At 67.6% G+C, this 16,084-nt stretch carries 17 protein-coding genes; 4 read left to right on the top strand and 13 right to left on the bottom strand.

Going from position 1 to position 16,084, the window contains the following annotated elements:
• Positions 1 to 6 precede the first annotated feature (6 nt).
• The 6 genes from ACEN9J_RS14125 to ACEN9J_RS14150 form a co-directional block, all read right to left on the bottom strand.
• A complete protein-coding gene (locus tag ACEN9J_RS14125; RefSeq protein WP_413764385.1) occupies positions 7 to 1,035 on the bottom strand; it encodes a fimbrial protein in 1,029 nt (342 codons plus the stop codon).
• Between the two features lie 83 nt (positions 1,036 to 1,118).
• Positions 1,119 to 3,872, bottom strand: a complete 2,754-nt coding sequence (locus ACEN9J_RS14130) for a fimbria/pilus outer membrane usher protein (protein WP_413764386.1) — start codon at positions 3,870 to 3,872, stop codon at positions 1,119 to 1,121.
• Positions 3,859 to 4,602 (bottom strand): molecular chaperone, encoded by a 744-nt coding sequence (locus tag ACEN9J_RS14135; protein WP_413764387.1) that lies wholly within the window; start codon positions 4,600 to 4,602, stop codon positions 3,859 to 3,861. The genes ACEN9J_RS14130 and ACEN9J_RS14135 overlap by 14 nt, the downstream gene beginning before the upstream one ends.
• A 180-nt stretch (positions 4,603 to 4,782) precedes the next feature.
• Positions 4,783 to 5,310: a fimbrial protein gene (locus tag ACEN9J_RS14140; protein ID WP_296741117.1), complete on the bottom strand. Its 528-nt coding sequence runs from the start codon at positions 5,308 to 5,310 to the stop codon at positions 4,783 to 4,785.
• Positions 5,311 to 5,622: 312 nt separating this feature from the next.
• Entirely contained in the window at positions 5,623 to 6,372 is a 750-nt protein-coding gene (locus ACEN9J_RS14145) for a winged-helix domain-containing protein (protein WP_261209726.1), read from the bottom strand.
• Positions 6,369 to 7,040 carry a TetR/AcrR family transcriptional regulator gene (locus ACEN9J_RS14150; RefSeq protein WP_413764388.1) on the bottom strand — a complete coding sequence of 224 codons (672 nt, stop codon included), beginning with the start codon at positions 7,038 to 7,040 and terminating at the stop codon, positions 6,369 to 6,371. Before ACEN9J_RS14150 ends, ACEN9J_RS14145 begins: the two co-directional genes overlap by 4 nt.
• Positions 7,041 to 7,390: 350 nt before the next feature.
• On the opposite strand from ACEN9J_RS14150, the gene ACEN9J_RS14155 reads away from it, so the two are divergent.
• Together ACEN9J_RS14155 and ACEN9J_RS14160 are read left to right on the top strand one after the other, a co-directional pair.
• Entirely contained in the window at positions 7,391 to 8,026 is a 636-nt protein-coding gene (locus ACEN9J_RS14155; protein WP_261209722.1) for a TetR/AcrR family transcriptional regulator, read from the top strand.
• A gap of 138 nt (positions 8,027 to 8,164) precedes the next feature.
• Complete coding sequence (locus ACEN9J_RS14160; RefSeq protein ID WP_413764389.1) at positions 8,165 to 9,331, top strand: calcium:proton antiporter; 1,167 nt, start codon at positions 8,165 to 8,167, stop codon at positions 9,329 to 9,331.
• Positions 9,332 to 9,345: 14 nt separating this feature from the next.
• On the opposite strand, the gene ACEN9J_RS14165 is transcribed toward ACEN9J_RS14160, so the two are convergent.
• From ACEN9J_RS14165 to ACEN9J_RS14175, 3 genes are read right to left on the bottom strand one after another with little or no spacing between them, the layout of a single operon-like run.
• Positions 9,346 to 10,344, bottom strand: coding sequence for a polysaccharide deacetylase family protein (locus ACEN9J_RS14165; protein ID WP_413764390.1), 999 nt, complete (start codon positions 10,342 to 10,344; stop codon positions 9,346 to 9,348).
• Positions 10,341 to 10,727, bottom strand: a complete 387-nt coding sequence (locus tag ACEN9J_RS14170; protein ID WP_413764391.1) for a 5-carboxymethyl-2-hydroxymuconate Delta-isomerase — start codon at positions 10,725 to 10,727, stop codon at positions 10,341 to 10,343. The genes ACEN9J_RS14165 and ACEN9J_RS14170 overlap by 4 nt, the downstream gene beginning before the upstream one ends.
• An 11-nt stretch (positions 10,728 to 10,738) precedes the next feature.
• Positions 10,739 to 11,710: a Bug family tripartite tricarboxylate transporter substrate binding protein gene (locus ACEN9J_RS14175; protein ID WP_413764392.1), complete on the bottom strand. Its 972-nt coding sequence runs from the start codon at positions 11,708 to 11,710 to the stop codon at positions 10,739 to 10,741.
• Positions 11,711 to 11,815: 105 nt separating this feature from the next.
• Between ACEN9J_RS14175 and ACEN9J_RS14180 the strand changes: the two genes are divergently transcribed.
• Complete coding sequence (locus ACEN9J_RS14180; RefSeq protein WP_261209711.1) at positions 11,816 to 12,778, top strand: LysR family transcriptional regulator; 963 nt, start codon at positions 11,816 to 11,818, stop codon at positions 12,776 to 12,778.
• Here the strand turns inward: ACEN9J_RS14180 and arsH are convergent.
• Genes arsH through ACEN9J_RS14200 form a run of 4 tightly spaced genes read right to left on the bottom strand, consistent with a single transcriptional unit; the run spans position 12,775 to position 15,585 of the window.
• Positions 12,775 to 13,509 carry an arsenical resistance protein ArsH gene (gene arsH / locus ACEN9J_RS14185; RefSeq protein WP_296741096.1) on the bottom strand — a complete coding sequence of 245 codons (735 nt, stop codon included), beginning with the start codon at positions 13,507 to 13,509 and terminating at the stop codon, positions 12,775 to 12,777. The genes ACEN9J_RS14180 and arsH overlap by 4 nt on opposite strands.
• Positions 13,478 to 13,909 (bottom strand): arsenate reductase (glutaredoxin), encoded by a 432-nt coding sequence (gene arsC, locus ACEN9J_RS14190; protein ID WP_057596046.1) that lies wholly within the window; start codon positions 13,907 to 13,909, stop codon positions 13,478 to 13,480. Before arsC ends, arsH begins: the two co-directional genes overlap by 32 nt.
• 33 nt (positions 13,910 to 13,942) lie before the next feature.
• Entirely contained in the window at positions 13,943 to 15,229 is a 1,287-nt protein-coding gene (locus ACEN9J_RS14195; protein ID WP_413764393.1) for an arsenic transporter, read from the bottom strand.
• 29 nt (positions 15,230 to 15,258) lie between these two features.
• Complete coding sequence (locus ACEN9J_RS14200; RefSeq protein WP_413764394.1) at positions 15,259 to 15,585, bottom strand: ArsR/SmtB family transcription factor; 327 nt, start codon at positions 15,583 to 15,585, stop codon at positions 15,259 to 15,261.
• A 205-nt stretch (positions 15,586 to 15,790) separates the two neighbouring features.
• Between ACEN9J_RS14200 and ACEN9J_RS14205 the strand changes: the two genes are divergently transcribed.
• A complete protein-coding gene (locus ACEN9J_RS14205) occupies positions 15,791 to 16,081 on the top strand; it encodes a co-chaperone GroES (RefSeq protein ID WP_007835162.1) in 291 nt (96 codons plus the stop codon).
• Positions 16,082 to 16,084 lie beyond the last annotated feature (3 nt).

Consider the following 16,084-nt stretch of genomic DNA (forward strand, 5'->3'; position numbering starts at 1 on the left):
AGCCGCCTACTGATGCGTCAGCGTGATGGTCGCGGTCCCGTTGGCAATGCCCGGCTTCAGCTCGCCACCGGTGCGCATGTAGCGCGCGACGAAGGGCACGGCATAGGTGAAGTCTTTCGACTCACCCACCCTCATCGCCTTGCCGAACTCCACGGGTCGGCGCTGGGCGTCGAGCACCTGGATGCCGACGCCGCTGGCCGTGGTTCCCGCCGAGCCGGCTTCGTTGATCCCCAGCACGCCCGGCAGCGTGGTCGCGTTCGTGGGGTCCATGGTCATCGATACGGTGGACTGCACGGAGCCCGGTGCCGCCTGGCAAGCGACCTCGATGTTGAACGGCGTATCGCGTGCAACGGTTCCGATGCCACCGGTGAGATCGCGGATCGGCACGCGGCCCATCGGAACGAGGAGCTTGCGCGATGGCTCGGTCACGGTGCACGAAGGTGCGACGACCTTGCCGCCATTCAGGCGAATACGAAAATAATAGTCCTGCGGTTTGTTGGCGACGTTTACTTCTCCGTAGAGCCCAGGCGTCAACGGCCCGTTGCCGACGCGCTTTGCCGTCTTGATCAGATCGAAGTTGAACTTGAACCAGCCTCGGTACTGCGACGAGACATTGCTCGAAATGACGTTGTAGACCACGAAATCGTAGGGAAGAGCGCCCTGGGCATCGTCTCGTCCTCCCATGACCTGGATCCGGTATCCCACTCCAGGCACATTCGTCGAGTAGACCTTCTCCCACATGGAAGTGTTGCTCACGAGCGCGCCCTGCCCTCCTCGAGCCTGGACGGCGAGCGACTGACCCAGGCCGCAGTCGGCGATCCAGGCATTTCTCAGGTTGCCCTCCCGATGCGCCAGGACAGTTCCTACAGGTTGATTGTTGTCCACGATCACCTGGCCGAAGTCGAAGCTGAAATCGCCAATTCGTATGGCGTCCGAATAGAAGCAATCGGCCGCTTGCGCCGCGGTCGCCGCCACGGCGACAGCAGTCCAGAGCGCCAACACGCGGATCTTTCGCGCCATCGTTCTGATTGACATGTCTTCTCTACTTCATGAAACGTGGGAGTTCGGGCACGCGTCGCCCCTGTAGCAATTCGCCTGGACGAACGAAGGACGCGATCTCATCGACGGCCCTTGAGCGAGACGGCCTGCGCCTCATCGGTGCACCGGCCCGCGAACTGGCGAACGGGCGAGGGACTGGCCTCTTCGGGCAGGCTGTACGACACCGCGCATTGGTTCGCCGAGCGCTGGCCCCAGCGCACCGCGAGGCGGCCGTTCTGGCCCGCGCCGGTCACATAGGCCCGGCCCTCGGGGCCGACGATGCCGACCTCCTGGCCGGCGTCGTTCTCGATGCGCGCACCGAAGGGCAGCGGCTGTCCACGGCCGTCGGTGAGCGTCAGCATCAGCCGGTAGCCCACCGAGGTCTCGAAGGTCGTCAGCACCACCGCGCCGCGCGTCGGCACGAGTTCGGTGGCGGCGGACTTCACTTCCGTCGTGTCCCCCAGGTCCTGCGTGCGCACCGCCACGCGGTTGAGCCGGTAGGGGCTGAGGTTCGGGATGACGGCACTGCCCGAGCCATCGGTCACCACGCCCGGACGCGCGTCGAAACCGACCCCGCCGGCCTTGGGCACCTGCACCAGCGCGACCGTCTCGCCCAGGGGCTGCGACAGCGTGATGCCGCCGCCATGCACCAGCAGCCCGCCCGCCATGCCGAAGGTGGTCTGGCGGAAGCCCCGGCCCTGCGAGTGGCCGAGGTCGAAGCGGCCGAAAGGCGCGAGATAGCTGCCCCCCACGCTGCCGCCGGCGCCCTGCTCGCTCGCATGGCTGGCGCTCACGCTGTAGCTGAGGCGGCGATCCTCCAGGGCCGCGCCGTACAGGCTCACCTGCTGGCTGGTGTTTCCCTCGCGATCGCGCGAGACCGCGTACTGCGCGCTGGCCGCGGAAGTGCCGAGCGGAATGCTCAGCGTGAACATGAGCTGGCTCGTGGCACGGCGGTCCTGGTAGGCGCTGCGGTTGTAGAAGACGCTGTAGCTGAACTGCTTGTAGCTGCCCGACCAGCCCACCTGCACCAGCCGGTCCTTGAAGGAGGTTCCCCAATAGCTCTGCTGGCGCGCGGAGGCGAAGAGCGAGCCCCAGTCGCCGACCTTCTGCGCGAGCTCGAAACGCAGCTCGTTGCGCCGACTGTGGAGGCGCTCGGACGGCGACAGCGCCTGCATGTCCACGGCTTCCTGGAAGGTGCGGTAGCCGCTGGTGGAATAGCGGTAGCCCGCGACGCGAAAGTTGGTGCCGCTGTCGACGAAGGACTTCGCGTAGAGGAAACGCAGCGACTGGCCGCTCTGGCGCTCCTTCCCGCCGAGCGCGAACGCCATCGGCGTGCCGGCCGGATCGGTCGGCAGGCCGCGCGGCGCCGTGGTGCTGGCGGTCGAGAGGTCGAGTGACAGCGCGCCGAAGCTGCGCATGTTCCTGCCCACGCCGGCCAGCACCGACTGGTAGCGGCTCGAGGCCATGAAGCCGCCGTAGACCGTGTAGTCGTTGCCCAGGCCGCGCGCCAGGGTCGCCTGCACGAAGACCGGCTCGATGCGCGCGCCTTGTTCCCGCAGCCACGGTGCCAGCAGCGTGCCGGCACCGCCCTGGCGCATGTCGCCGATGTAGCTGCTGCTGTAGCCGAAGGCGCTGCGGTACTTGCCCACCGTGGCGCCGTAGCGCCAGGTGCCTTCGCGCAGCAGCGTCGGCACCGCCGAGAAGGCCTGTATGTATCGGCTTTCGCGCCCGTCGGCTTCGGTGACCGTGACTTCGAGGTCTCCGCCGGAGTCCGTGGGATAGAGGTCGTCGATCACGAACGGCCCCGGCGCGACGAAGGTGCTGTAGACGACATAGCCGCTCTGGCGCACCGTGACGCGCGCGTTCGTCTGCGCGATGCCGCGGATGGTGGGGGCGTAGCCCTGCTGGCTGTCGGACAGCATGGCCTCGTCGGTGCCGATCTGCACGCCGCGAAACGGCACGCTGTCGAAGAAGTTGGCGGGCGTGTTGCCGTCGCCGATCTGCAGTTGCCCCTGGATCGAAGGCAGGTCGCGCTGCAGCGTGGTGGTGACGGCCTGCCAGCGGCCGCGGCCGTTGGTGTCGCGGTTGTAGGTCGAGTAGTGGCGCAGGCGCCAGTCGCCGATGTTGAAGCCGCCGCGCAGGCCCGCGAACAGCGTGTTGCGCTGGGCATCCTGGCGCCTGCGGTCGAGGAAAGGATTGGCGTCGAAGAGGCTCGGCGAATTCGCGAAGAGGTTCGGCCGCTCGCGCTGGTTGTCGCCGCCGTGGCGCGCGAAGTTCAGCTGGTAGTCGAGCATGGCGGCGGTGATGCCCCTGTCCCAGCGCGCCGGTTCGACCGCGCCGCGCGCCGCGCGCTTGAGCGCCGCCTGCGGAATGCCGAGCGACAGCGCGAGCTGGCCCGCGTCGTAGCTCACGGTCGCTTCGGGAATGCTGGCCGGCAGGTCCACGCAGACATCGTCGGCCGCGCCGGCCAGCGCGGGGAAGGCCTCCACGTTGACACCCCATCCGTCCAGCATGCCGCGCGTGAGGCAGGCCACGGCATCGGTCGTGCCCGGCACGTCGTCGAAACGGATGGTGCTGCGGCCAACGGCCCGCCCGTTGACCGTCACGTCGACGGCATAGGTGCCGGGCAGTACCCGATTGCCGAAGGCGAAGATCGAGAGATCGGCGCGCGGTTGCTTGCCGCCGCCGATGCCGAGGAATTCTTCCTCGAAACGCGAACCGGCGACCTGCTGCGCCAACGCAGGAATGCCGAGGCTCGCGATGACCGTCGCACACAGCGTGCGACGGAACGGCGCGGCGCGCAGGATGCGGCGCATGACCTCAGCGTGCTGCATCGCTGGTGGATGGCGTATCGACGACCTCGGGCGTCAAGGCCACGGGCTCGACGGCCACGGGCACGCGCACGCGTTCCTCGGGCGTTTCGCCACCGTAGTCGTTGATCGTGGTGAATCGGATCTCGATCGGTTGCGGCGTCTTCATGGCATCGAGCGGAAAGCTCGACTCCGCGAGCGGCGCGACCATGACGGCCCGGATCACCTGCTGACCGGCATTGACGGTCAAGCCGGTGAAGGTCACGTGATAGGCCGTGGGGTTGCGGATCTTCAGCACCGCCCCCTGGTCCTGCGCACCGGCAGCGACGCTCCAGCGCAGCTGCGTGCGCGCATCCGCCGGCTGGCCCGACAGCGCGGCGGGACGATAGAACAGCTTGATGCGGGTACGCACCGCGATCTGCAGCACGTTCTCTTCCTGCGTCTTCTCGGGAATCTCCTTGACGTTGAGCCAGTACACCGATTCGCGGTCGCGCGGCAATTCGCCGGGCATCCGCAGGATGCGCAGGATGTTTTCCTTGCCGGGATCGAGCCGCGACAGCGGCGGCGTGACCAGCAGCGGCACGTCGGTCAGGCCCTCGCCCGCATCGACCCAGGCCTGGATGACATAGGGCGAGCCGCCGGTATTGCGCATGGGGATCGAGGCCTCGCGCTCTTTCTCGCCGAGGATCACGCGCGTACCGCTGAGCGATACCGCCGCATCGGCGTGCCATGAAATGCCCAGTCCCAATGCCATGGCCAGGGCCCAACCGAATGTCTGCTTGCTGCACATAGGAGTTTTCGGGCGCACGCGCCCCATGCGGCGGCGCGCCGCCGTACGAAACATGAAGAAAAAAGAAAAGCGGAGAGGAGCGCCGCCTCGAGGCGGCGCCAACGGCCGGCGGCTGCAGGAGCCGCGGCCGTGGAACGCCCGAACTTAGTTGTAGGCGACGGTGAACTGGGCCATGCCGTTGGCCGGGCCGACCGTGACCGAGTCCTTGGTCGCGAAGTAGTTCGCCTTGAATTGCAGCGAGTTGGTGCCGTTGCCCAGGATGTACTTGGGAGACGGCGTGCCCAGCTTGATCGGATTGCCAGTCGAATCCTTCAACTGGATCGATACGCCCGTTGCTGCCGCCACGGTCTGCCCGGAATTGGCGATGGCCAGGTTGTCGCCATCGGCGGTGCCGGAGAAAGTGACCTGGGCATTCTTGAGCGTGTCGGTCTTGCAGTCGAGCAGATCGATGCTGAAGTCGACCGGCGTGGAAATGGTGCCGATGCCGGTGAACGCCCGGCTCACGATCTTGCCGAGTTGCACGGTCTTGTTCTGGCTGCTGGGCGCCACCGAGCAGGTGGCATCGATGATTTCGCCCTGGAAATTGATGGTGCCGTCAGAGGCCATCGCGGCTTGAGAGAGGGCGCCGACGGCCACGAACGCGAAGAGTTTGGAGAGGGGATGCTTGAGCATTGGATTCCTTGATTTCAATCGATGAGAGCCCGCTCGATGGCGGCAGGCCCTGCGAGACAAACATCGCCGGCTGCCGCGGGAACGCAGAAAGCCCGGAGATGAATTGATATTCCTTGGTTGATTTCTTGACTACGAGTTTTCGATCAGCGATCTCCCATTGAGTTGAATTGAGCATGAATCCCGCATGGCTTGACGTCGATTCAGACGATTGAGTCGCGATGACAATGCCCCGTGGCTCGCCGCCTCACGGACGACCGTCGGCCACGCTGCCCACCCACGTCGACGGCAGCGAAGGCCTCGCCAGGCCGGCAACTAGGGCGATGGATTCAGGGCGACCAGGCGGTACCCGACTCCGTAGATCGTCAACAGCCTGATACCCTTCTCCGGGCCCAGTCCCAGCTTGCGGCGCACACGCGTCACGTGCACGTCGAGCACCCGCGAACCGGGGCTGCTGGGCCGGTCGAACAACCGCTCCTCGATCTCCGTGCGGGCGACGACCTTGCCGAGGTTCTGGAACAGGATGCAGGCGACCTCGAATTCGCGCGGCTGCAAGCGCACTTCCACGCCATCGACCAACACCACGCGCGCCGCTCGCTTGAAATGAAAACTGCCCCAGATCAGGTCTTCCTCGGCAGACGGCACGTGTCCCCCTTGCCTGCGCGTGTGGAGCAATCGCAACCGCATCGCCAGTTCGGCGCCATCCACCGGCGCCGTGGCGAATTCGATCCGCTCGCCATTCAGCGAGTCCTCGTCGAAGGTGGCCGCGAGTTCCAGGGCATCGCGCGACACGACGACCAGGATGGGCAGCTTCACCATGGTCCGAAGATTCGCCCAGCGCCGCTGGCTCCATCCCTTGTCGGCACATGCGATCAGCGCGTCGTAGTGACGGCCCGAGGACATCGACTCCCACAAGGTCTGCACCGAATCGAAGGCAGCCGAGGCGAAGCCCTGCGAGTCGAGCGCGCTGCGCAGGGTGCCGCGATTGCGCTCGTCGCCGAAAACCAGCGCCAGCGAGGAAATCGACCTCGAAAGGCCCTGCCCGGTGTTGGTGGCGGGACTCATGCGCAGACTCCGAGGGTCGGTGTTTCCGGCTCGAAGCTCGGGACCGCCTGGGCAACGAAGCGCCTGACGCTTTCGCCGACGATGTCGAGATCCATGTCCGGTTCGCGAGCGACGCGCAGCACCACGCCTTCGACGAAGCACTGCAAGGCGAACACCCGGCCGCGCACCTCGGCCTCGGGCAGCGCCTTGCAGGCCTGGCGCATGCGGGCCTGCAACAGCGCGACGAGCGCATGACGCTCGAGCGCCAGCGCTTCGGCCGTTGCGCCGGCCACGCGCGCCCTGCGAGTACCTTCGGCGACCGCCTCCAGCACGAAGGCGGCATTCGATGCCCCCGTTGCGCGCCAACTGCGCAGCCGCTCGCAGACGAACGCCGCCACGGTCTCGGGCCGCAGATCCGGCAAGTCGCCGAGGCCCATGCCCTGCAGGCGCTCCAGCAAGGCCAGCACGATGTCGTCCTTGGTCTCGAAGTGAAGGCGAATCTCGGAAGGGCTCATGCCGACCGCGTCGCAGATATGCACCATGGAGACGGGCCGGATGCCGCGCTCCGCGAAGCACGCACTCGCGGCCAGGAGAATGCGATCGCGGACCGCACCCTCCCGTACCGCGCCAGCCGCCTGCAATTTGTTTCCCTGCAATTGAATCCTTTCGGCCCACTTCTTCGTAAACACAATCCGCGCCACAAAAAGAGAGTGAACATTCAGTTTTTTTTAGGTTACTCCAGTCTTCGCGCAACCACGACACTGCTGACCAGATTCCTAGGGACAAGTGTCATATTTCCCCGGAAAGGAGGAACTAGTTCTCGCCCACCCCTCGGCAAGATCAGTCGATTGTCAGCAAACAGCGGCCTTCTTCGGGGAAAACGAATGCAACCGCAAACAGCAGAAACAAGGGCGCCAGCGCCGCGAAAGCTTGCCTCTCAGATCATGAAAAATGAATGAGCATTTATACTTTCTTTACTCCATGAGCGCCGACGTAAGCTCCCCAGCCAGCCGACACCACACCTCAAGGAAATTCACGCGTGAATAACAAGATCAAGCGCTCGTCTCCCAGCAGCGAACAGCGGGCCGAGTTGCAGAAGCTGAGGATCCTGAAGGCCGCGAGAACCTGCTTCATCCAGGACGGGCTGCATGCGGGCACCATCGCCCGCATCAGCGAGACCGCGCAGATGAGCCCGGGGCTGATCTACCGCTACTTCTCGAGCCGGGAGGAGATCGTTCTCGGCCTCATGCGCCTGCAGGTCAAGGCCGGCTTCGGCCCGGGCATCGCCGGACTGACGCCGAAGGTGGTGACGGCCCGCATCTGCGAATACCTGCGCCGGTGGCTCGCGGGCGACCCCGATGTTCCAAGCCCGCCGCTGATCCTGGAAATGAGCGCGGAAAGCACGCGCAACGAGGCGATCGCCAAGCACATCGTCGACGCCGACAAGGAAGCCAGGGCGTCGCTGATCGCCTGGCTGACGGACCTCTCCGTCCAAGCCGGGGAGACAGTGAGCGAGAAGGAGATCCAGATCCGCGCCATGGCCCTCGGCTGCTTCATCGACGGCCTGGTGCTTCGCGCGGCGCGCGAGCCCGACCTCGACATGGAGATCGTCGAGAAGAGCATGGACAGCCTCATGGCCATGGTGGCCCCTTCGCCGCCACGCAAGGCGACCTGAGGGCAGCCGGGTCCCGGCGACGCGCGCTCCCCGTGATAGAGTCCGCCGCAGCGTGACTGCCACGCTCGGCCCCGGGGACGACTCCAGGGCGCGATCGCCGCCCCGGGGACGACCCTGCACTTCCTGTGAAGTTCAACCATGGTCCATCCTCGCAGCGCGCAGCCCCTCACCGCCGCCACCACCTCCGTCCCACCGCAGACCTGGCTGCTGCTGATAGCAGCCTGGGCCGTCGTCGGCGCGTTTACCGTCTTCGGCGCCGGCTGGCTCGGCCCCTCGATGACACCGGTCACCGCGGGCATCGCGTTCGCGGCGCTGTTCGTCACGATCCTGGCCGCGTCCTTCGGCGTGGTGAAGGAAGCCGACCATCTCGCGCATGCGCTGGGCGAGCCCTACGGCACCCTGATCCTGACGCTGTCGATCGTGCTGATCGAGGTGGTGCTGATCGCCTCCGTGCTGCTGGGGCCGGGCGACTTCCCCACCATCGGCCGCGACTCGATCTTCGCCGTCATGATGATCATCATGAACCTCGTGATGGGCCTGTGCCTGATCGCGGGCCACGGCCGCAACGGCCATCAGCGCTACAACGCGCAGGGCACCGCCTCGTACCTGTCGATGGTGGTGCTGCTCGCCAGCATCGCGCTGGTGCTGCCGAAGTATCTGAGCGGCGCGGGTGCGTTCACACGCGTCCAGGCCATCGGCATCTCGGCCATCACCGCCGTGGTCTATGCGGTCTTCCTCGGCCTGCAGATGCGCAGCCACCGCAAGCTCTACATGGAGCCCGCGCCGGGCGGCGATGCCGACCCGGCCCGCCATGCCGTCGGCCTGCTGCCCCAGCCCGCGCGGACGGACACGAAGTTCCTCGTGCTGCGCTCGGCCCTGCTGATCGCGCTGATCCTGCCGATCGTGCTGCTCGCCCACCATCTCGCGGTGGTCACCGACTACGGCATCGCGGCGGCGGGCGCGCCCACCGCCCTGGGCGGTGTCCTGATCGCCATCATCGTGTTCACGCCCGAGTCCATCACGGCCGTGAAGGCCGCGATGAACAACGAGATGCAGCGCGCCATCAACCTGTGCCTCGGTGCCTTCGTCTCCACCGTGGGACTGACGGTGCCGGCCGTGCTCGTGATCGGCCTCGTGACCGGCAAGCAGGTGATCATGGGCATCTCGAACACGGAGACGGTGCTCTACATCGCCACCGTGGCGCTGGGCATGCTGAGCTTCAACGGCCAGAAGACCTCGGCGGTCCAGGGCTGGATGCACCTGGCGCTGTTCGCGATCTTCGGGCTGCTCCTCTTCAGTCCCTGAGCCGAGGCTCCCGTTCAATAGGTGCGGCTCGGCACGCCCTGCATGGACAGCGCCCACTGCGCGATCCGGTCCTTGCGTTCGAAGGCCACGCCCGGGTGCTTGTTCGCATAGGCCAGGAACTCGCCCAGCGCCTTCACGCGCGCGGGCGTGCCGCCGATGCGGTCGTGGGTGGAGATCGACATCATCCGCCGGCGTCCGGCCGCCTCGGCATAGAGCTGGTCGAACTCGTCCTTGAGCTCCTGGCCGAAGGCCGCGGCCGTGAGCGGACCCTCCGCGCCGAAGCGCGCGATGTCGTTCATGCGCAGCGTGTAGGGCACGACCGCGAAGGGCTTGCCGTTGACCTGCGTGGTCATCGGCTCGTCGGCCGAGAGGTCGTCGATGTGGTACGTGAAGCCCAGTTCCTGCAGGATGCCGAGCGTGCGTGGCGTGCCGCGCAGCCAGAACGCGTTGTAGCCCGCGGGACGGGTGCCGGTGGCCTTGAGCAGCGCATCGATGTTGGCCTGGTACGAGGCGCGCTCCTGCTCGGGCGAGATGTCCCAGTGCGGGGTCCAGGTCTGGCCATGCGCGGCGGCTTCGTGGCCGCGCTGCACGATCTCGCGCGCGAGCTGCGGGTTGCGCTCCACGGCCTGGCCGGTCATGTGCGAAGTCACCTTCACGCCATGCCGGTCCCACAGGTCGAGCAGCCGCGGGATGCCTTCGCGCACGCCGTATTCGAACCAGGTGCGCGCCGGCAGGTCCGGGTACTTCGCATCCATCGGCGGAAACGGCGAGCCGTTGTCGTGCTCGCTCTGCGCGCCCGACTCGAACTGCATCGACACCGAGATCACGAGCCGCGCACCGTTCGGCCAGTGGCGGCCGGTAGCGGCCTTCGGTCGCGCCTGGGCCCGCGCTTCGCCCGCCGCGAGGCCGGACAGCGCGGCGGCCGCCACCGTGCCCGCGCCACCGCGCAGGATGTTGCGGCGCTCGAGGCTGCCGATGGAGGGGTTGGCGTTCATCTGGAAGATCCCTTTCATGGATGGTGGGGTTTCGAGGGCGGGTTCCACTGCTGCTTCCAGTAGTTCGCCTTGGGGTGTTCGCGCAGGAACACGCAGCACTGCACCCATTGGCCGGGCGACAGTGCCTCGACCGCGCGGGACAGCACCGTGAACGTTGTGTCGGCCATCCGCTGGCTCACCTCGCTCGCGCGCGGATTCGTCAGCACCAGCGTGGCGATCAGTTGCTGCGCGCCGGACTCGTCGCCGCAGAGTTCGGCCACGATGGGTTGCACGCGCGACTTCAGATCGCCGAGCGCGGCCGATCCGCTGTCCGCGAGCGCGCGGTGCAGCGTCCGCAGGGTCCGCGGCCAATCGATGGCCGCGAGCAGGGGAGGCGACGCCTCGACAACGATGTGGGGCATGGCGCGCGACCTCAGTCCAGCTTGATGCCGGCCTCGCGGATCAGTTGCTGCCAGCGGATGCGCTCGCCGGCCATCATCCGCGCGAAGGCCTGCGGCGAGCTGTCGACCGTGATCGATCCCAGTTCCGCGAGCTTGTCGCGCGTGTTCTTCTGCGCCAGCGCGCGGCCCATGTGCTCGACCAGCCAGGCCTGGCGTTCGCTCGGCGTGGCCGCGGGCGCGACGAAGCCGTACCAGCCGCCGATCTGCGCATCGACGCCGCTCTCCTTGAGCGTCGGGACCTCGGGCAGCGCGGGGATGCGCGCGGGGCTGGTCACGGCGAGCGCCTTGAGCCGGCCCGACACGATGTGCTGCAGCACCGCCGGCGTGGCCTCGAACAGCAGCTGCACGGTGCCGCCCATCAGATCGTTGAGCGCCGGCGCCGAGCCGCGGTACGGCACGTGCAGGATCGACACCTGCGCCTCGCGCTTGAAGAGTTCGGCCGCCAGGTGCTGCGGCGTGCCGTTGCCCGCCGAGGCGTAGGAGTAGCGGCCCGGCGCCTTGCGCAGCACCTCGAGCGCCGCGCGCAGGTTCGGCGCGGGGAACGCGGGATGCGCCACCATCACCAGCGGCACCGACGCGGTCCAGGCCAGCGGCGCGAAGTCCTTGGCCGGGTCGTAATTGAGCTTGGGATAGAGCGCCGCATTCGCCGCCATCGGGCCGAGCGCCGCGAGCAGCAGCGTGTGGCCGTCGGCCTCGCCGCGCGCCACGGCTTCGGTGCCGATGTTGCCGCCCGCGCCGCCGCGGTTGTCCACGAGCACCGTGGCGCCGCTCTCCGTCTGCAGCGCATGCGCCATCAGGCGCGAGATCGCGTCGGTGGTGGCGCCGGCCGGATACGGGCAGACGATGCGGATCGGCTTGGAGGGAAAGGCCTGTGCGTGCGATGCGCCGGCAAGGCCGGGGATCGCAAGGGCCGCGCCGGCCTGGAGAAAATTTCGTCGCTGCATGAATCGGTGCTTCCTGATGTCTCGTCTCGGGAGGCAGTTTCAGAGCATGCGCCGGCCGCGGCAAATCGCATTTTTCGGCACACCTCATCGGATAATCCGATCGCCATGACCGCACGCCCCAGCAGCCGCGCCCAGCGCGCACGCGATCCCCTCGAGCTCGTTTCGCTGCGGCAACTGCGCTACTTCAGCGCCGCGATGCGCGCGCCCAGCTTCAACGAGGCGGCGCGCGAATGCTCGATCTCGCAGCCCGCGTTGTCGGAACAGATCGCGCTGCTCGAGCAGGTGCTCGGCGTGCCACTGTTCGACCGCACCGGCGGCCGCGCGGTCCCCACGCTGTCTGGGCACGAACTCGAACGCCGCATCGCGGGCAGCCTGCTCGAACTGCAGTCGGCCTTGCGCGAGGTGCCCGAGCGAGCCGACACCATCTCGGGCCTGGTGCGCGTGGGACTCGTGCAGTCCTACGGCGCCTGCTGGGTGGTGCCGGTGATGCGCGCGGCGCAGGCGCGCTGGCCCGCGCTGTCCGTGGCGCTGCGGCGGCGCACCGCGCACGCGCTCGAGGAAGGCGTGCTGCGCGGCGACTTCGAGTTCGCGGTGAGCTTCGATCCGCATCCCCATGCCGACCTCGAGATCGCGCAGTGCTTCGTCGAGCGGGCCGTCGCCGTCGGCGCCCTGCCGCGGCGCGCGCGGCGGCTCACGCTGGCGCAGCTCGCGCCCTGCGGGCTCGCGCTGCTGCCGAGCGAATACATGATGCGCCGCGAGCTCGACGCGGCCTTCGCCTCGCAGGGCCTCAAGCCGCAGGTCCGGCTCGAATCGGATGCACTCGAAGACCTGGTGGCGGCCGCGCGCGAGAGCGGCATGGTCGCGATCCTCAACGCCGCGGCCGCATCGAGCCTGGCGGTGCACGACGCGGTGCCGATCGACAGCGTCGAACTGCAGCGCAAGGCCTGCCTCGTGCGTTCGCGCACACGCCATCACACGAACGCGTCGCGCCATCTCTGGGATGCGCTGGTCGCGGGCGCGCCGGCCCTGCCGTCGGGCTGGACCGCGCCCGGCAAGGCACGGCGCTAGATGCTTCGCAGGTTCACGCGCCGCGACAAGGCCTCGGCACTCTCGCGCCGCTCGCTGTAGCGATCGACCAGATGGCCGGCGCAGTCGCGCGTCAGCAGCGTGAACTTGACCAGCTCCTCCATGACGTCGACCACGCGTTCGTAGTACGGCGAGGGCTTCATGCGCCCGGCTTCGTCGAACTCGAGGTAGGCCTTGGCCACCGAGGACTGGTTCGGGATGGTGATCATGCGCATCCAGCGTCCGAGCACGCGCAGCTGGTTCACCGCATTGAAGGACTGCGAGCCGCCCGACACCTCCATCACGGCCAGCGTCTTGCCCTGCGTCGGCCGCACGGAGCCGACCGACAGCGGGATCCAGTCGAGCTGCGCCTTCATGATGCCGGTCATCGCGCCATGGCGTTCCGGCGAGCACCAGACCATGCCTTCGGACCACTGCGCGAGCGCGCGCAGTTCCTGCACCTTCGGATGGTCCTCGGGTTCGCTGTCGGGCAACGGCAGGCCGCGCGGATCGAAGACGCGGGTCTGCGCGCCCAGCGCGCGCAGCAGCCGCTCGGCCTCTTCGGTCAGCAGGCGGCTGTACGAGCGCTCGCGGACCGAGCCGTAGAGCAACAGGATGCGCGGCGCATGCGTCGAACGCTCGGCGGGCCACAGGTGCCGTGGGTCCGGCAGCCGGAAGGCCTCCGCATCCAGGTTCGGCAGGTCAGGGCTTGGCGACACGCTGGCCTTTCGCATCGATGACGGGCTCGCCGTCTTCCTTCGAGAACGCGCCGCGCTGGGCGTGCGGCAGCAGGTCGAGCACGGCCTCCGATGGCCGGCACAGGCGCGTGCCCAACGGCGTGACGACGATCGGGCGGTTGATGAGGATCGGATGCGCGAGCATGAAACCGATCAGCTCCGCATCGGTCCACTTTGCATCGGCCAGCCCGAGCTCGTCGTGGGGCGTGCCCTTCTGGCGCAGCAGGTCGCGCACGCCGATGCCCATGTCGGCGACCAGTTGCTCGAGCGTTGCGCGGTCCGGCGGATGCTTGAGGTACTCGATGACGGTCGGCTCCTCGCCGCTGTTGCGGATCAGCGCGAGCACGTTGCGCGACGTGCCGCAGTCGGGGTTGTGATAGATCGTGATGTCGCTCATGGAAGGGAGGGATGTCGCTGGTGAGAAAGCAGATCAGCCGAAGCTCAGGCGCAGTGCGAGCGCGGCGAGGGTCAGGGCGAGCACGGGCACCGTCATGACGACGCCCACCTTGAAGTAGCAGCCCCAGCCGATGGTGGTGCCCTTCTTCGCGAGCACGTGCAGCCACAGCAGGGTGGCGAGGCTGCCGATCGGCGTGATCTTCGGGCCCAGGTCGCAGCCGATGACGTTGGCGTAGACCATCGCCTCCTTCACCACGCCAGTGGCGCCCGAGGCATCGATGGAGAGCGCGCCGACCAGCACCGTCGGCATGTTGTTCATCACGGAAGACAGCGCGGCCGCCAGGAAGCCCGTGCCCAGGGCCGCGCCCCAGATGCCGCCTTGCGCGAACACGTCGAGCAGCGTCGAGATCTGCTCGGTCAGGCCGGCATTGCGCAGGCCGTAGACCACCAGGTACATGCCCAGCGAGAACACGACGATCTGCCAGGGCGCGCCGCGCAGCACCTTGCGCGTGGCGATGACCTCGCCGCGGGCCGCCACGGCCAGCAGCAGCAGCGCGCCAACCGCCGCCACGGCGCTGACCGGCACGCCCAACGGCTCGAGGCCGAAGAAACCGACGAGCAGCAGCACCAGCACGACCCAGCCCGCGCGGAAGGTGGCCGGGTCGCGGATGGCATCGGCCGGGCGCTTGAGGCGGCTGGCGTCGTAGCGCGCGGGGATGTCGCGACGAAAGTAGAGCAGCAGGGCCAGCAGGCTGGCGACCACCGCAACGAGGTTGACCGGCACCATCACCGCCGCATAGGCGTTGAAGCCGATCCCGAAGAAGTCGGCCGAGACGATGTTGACGAGGTTCGAGACGATCAGCGGCAGGCTCGCGGTGTCGGCGATGTAGCCCGCCGCCATCACGAAGGCCAGCGTGGTGGCCGGCGTGAAGCCCAGCGCCACCAGCATGGCCATCACGATCGGCGTGAGGATCAGGGCGGCGCCGTCGTTGGCGAACAGCGCCGAGACGGCCGCGCCCAGCAGCACGATGAAGGCGAACAGCCGGCTGCCGCTGCCGCCGCCCCAGCGCGCGACGTGCAGCGCGGCCCATTCGAAGAAGCCGGCCTCGTCGAGCAGCAGGCTGATGACGATCACGGCGATGAAGGTGGCGGTGGCGTTCCAGACGATCTGCCAGACCCGCGCGACGTCGTCGAGGTGCACCACGCCAAGCGCCAGGGCCACCAGCGCGCCCAGCGCGGCGCTCCATCCGATGCCGAGGCCGCGCGGCTGCCAGATGACGAGCACCAGGGTCGCGAGAAAGATGAGAACGGCGGTGAGCATGGGGCGAGCAAACGATGCGGCGCCGACCGTCAGCAGTCGCAGGACGCGCCTTGCGCATCGACTTCGCAGGGCTGCCCCTGGCAGCAGTTCTCGCTCAGATAGGCCAGCAGCCCGTTCATCCGGTCGAACGAGGCGCGGTAGATCAGGTGGCGCCCCTGCCGCTCCTGCGACACCAGGCCCGCGCGACCCAGCTCCTTGAGATGGAACGACAGGCCCGTGGCCGGAACGCCCAGCGTTTCGGTCAGCGCGCCAGGCGTCATGCCCTGCGGGCCGGCCACGACCAGGGCGCGAAACACGCGCAGGCGCACGCTCTGGGCAAGTGCCATGAGGGAACGGATGACGACTTCTTCTTTCATATTTCAATCATCGTTGAAATATTGAATCGTGGCAACCGACTTCCGGCTCGGCCCGCTCCGGCGCTTGAAACCCCGGCGATTGCCCTTATGATTAGCACTCGCTGTGGTTGAGTGCTAACAAGCCTCGCCTCCAGTCGACGGGCAACCGGTCCTGCGGGATGGGCGCCCAAAAAACCACCACCCAGTTTCTTATCCAGGAGATGCAATGAAACTTCGTCCTTTGGCCGATCGCGTGATCGTCAAGCGTGTTGACAGCGAAACCAAGACTGCCTCGGGCATCGTCATTCCCGACGCCGCCGCCGAAAAGCCCGATCAGGGTGAAGTCCTGGCCGTGGGCCCGGGCAAGCGCAACGACAAGGGCGAACTGGCCGCACTGACCGTCAAGGTCGGCGACCGCGTCCTGTTCGGCAAGTACAGCGGCCAGACCGTCAAGGTCGGCGGCGACGAACTGCTGGTCATGAAGGAAGACGACCTGTTCGCGGTCGTCGAGAAGTAATTC

It is taken from the genome of Variovorax sp. Varisp41 (genome assembly GCF_047325085.1).
In the GTDB taxonomy this organism is placed as follows: domain Bacteria; phylum Pseudomonadota; class Gammaproteobacteria; order Burkholderiales; family Burkholderiaceae_C; genus Variovorax.

Coding starts and splice junctions, on each gene's coding strand:
- ACEN9J_RS14165 (WP_413764390.1), bottom strand. CDS start 10,344: ATGAAAGGGATCTTCCAGATGAACGCCAACCCCTCCATCGGCAGCCTC.
- ACEN9J_RS14130 (WP_413764386.1), bottom strand. CDS start 3,872: ATGCAGCACGCTGAGGTCATGCGCCGCATCCTGCGCGCCGCGCCGTTC.
- ACEN9J_RS14145 (WP_261209726.1), bottom strand. CDS start 6,372: ATGAGTCCCGCCACCAACACCGGGCAGGGCCTTTCGAGGTCGATTTCC.
- ACEN9J_RS14195 (WP_413764393.1), bottom strand. CDS start 15,229: ATGCTCACCGCCGTTCTCATCTTTCTCGCGACCCTGGTGCTCGTCATC.
- ACEN9J_RS14200 (WP_413764394.1), bottom strand. CDS start 15,585: ATGAAAGAAGAAGTCGTCATCCGTTCCCTCATGGCACTTGCCCAGAGC.
- arsH (WP_296741096.1), bottom strand. CDS start 13,509: ATGCGAAAGGCCAGCGTGTCGCCAAGCCCTGACCTGCCGAACCTGGAT.
- ACEN9J_RS14170 (WP_413764391.1), bottom strand. CDS start 10,727: ATGCCCCACATCGTTGTCGAGGCGTCGCCTCCCCTGCTCGCGGCCATC.
- arsC (WP_057596046.1), bottom strand. CDS start 13,909: ATGAGCGACATCACGATCTATCACAACCCCGACTGCGGCACGTCGCGC.
- ACEN9J_RS14135 (WP_413764387.1), bottom strand. CDS start 4,602: ATGGCATTGGGACTGGGCATTTCATGGCACGCCGATGCGGCGGTATCG.
- ACEN9J_RS14160 (WP_413764389.1), top strand. CDS start 8,165: ATGGTCCATCCTCGCAGCGCGCAGCCCCTCACCGCCGCCACCACCTCC.
- ACEN9J_RS14140 (WP_296741117.1), bottom strand. CDS start 5,310: ATGCTCAAGCATCCCCTCTCCAAACTCTTCGCGTTCGTGGCCGTCGGC.
- ACEN9J_RS14175 (WP_413764392.1), bottom strand. CDS start 11,710: ATGCAGCGACGAAATTTTCTCCAGGCCGGCGCGGCCCTTGCGATCCCC.
- ACEN9J_RS14180 (WP_261209711.1), top strand. CDS start 11,816: ATGACCGCACGCCCCAGCAGCCGCGCCCAGCGCGCACGCGATCCCCTC.
- ACEN9J_RS14205 (WP_007835162.1), top strand. CDS start 15,791: ATGAAACTTCGTCCTTTGGCCGATCGCGTGATCGTCAAGCGTGTTGAC.
- ACEN9J_RS14125 (WP_413764385.1), bottom strand. CDS start 1,035: ATGTCAATCAGAACGATGGCGCGAAAGATCCGCGTGTTGGCGCTCTGG.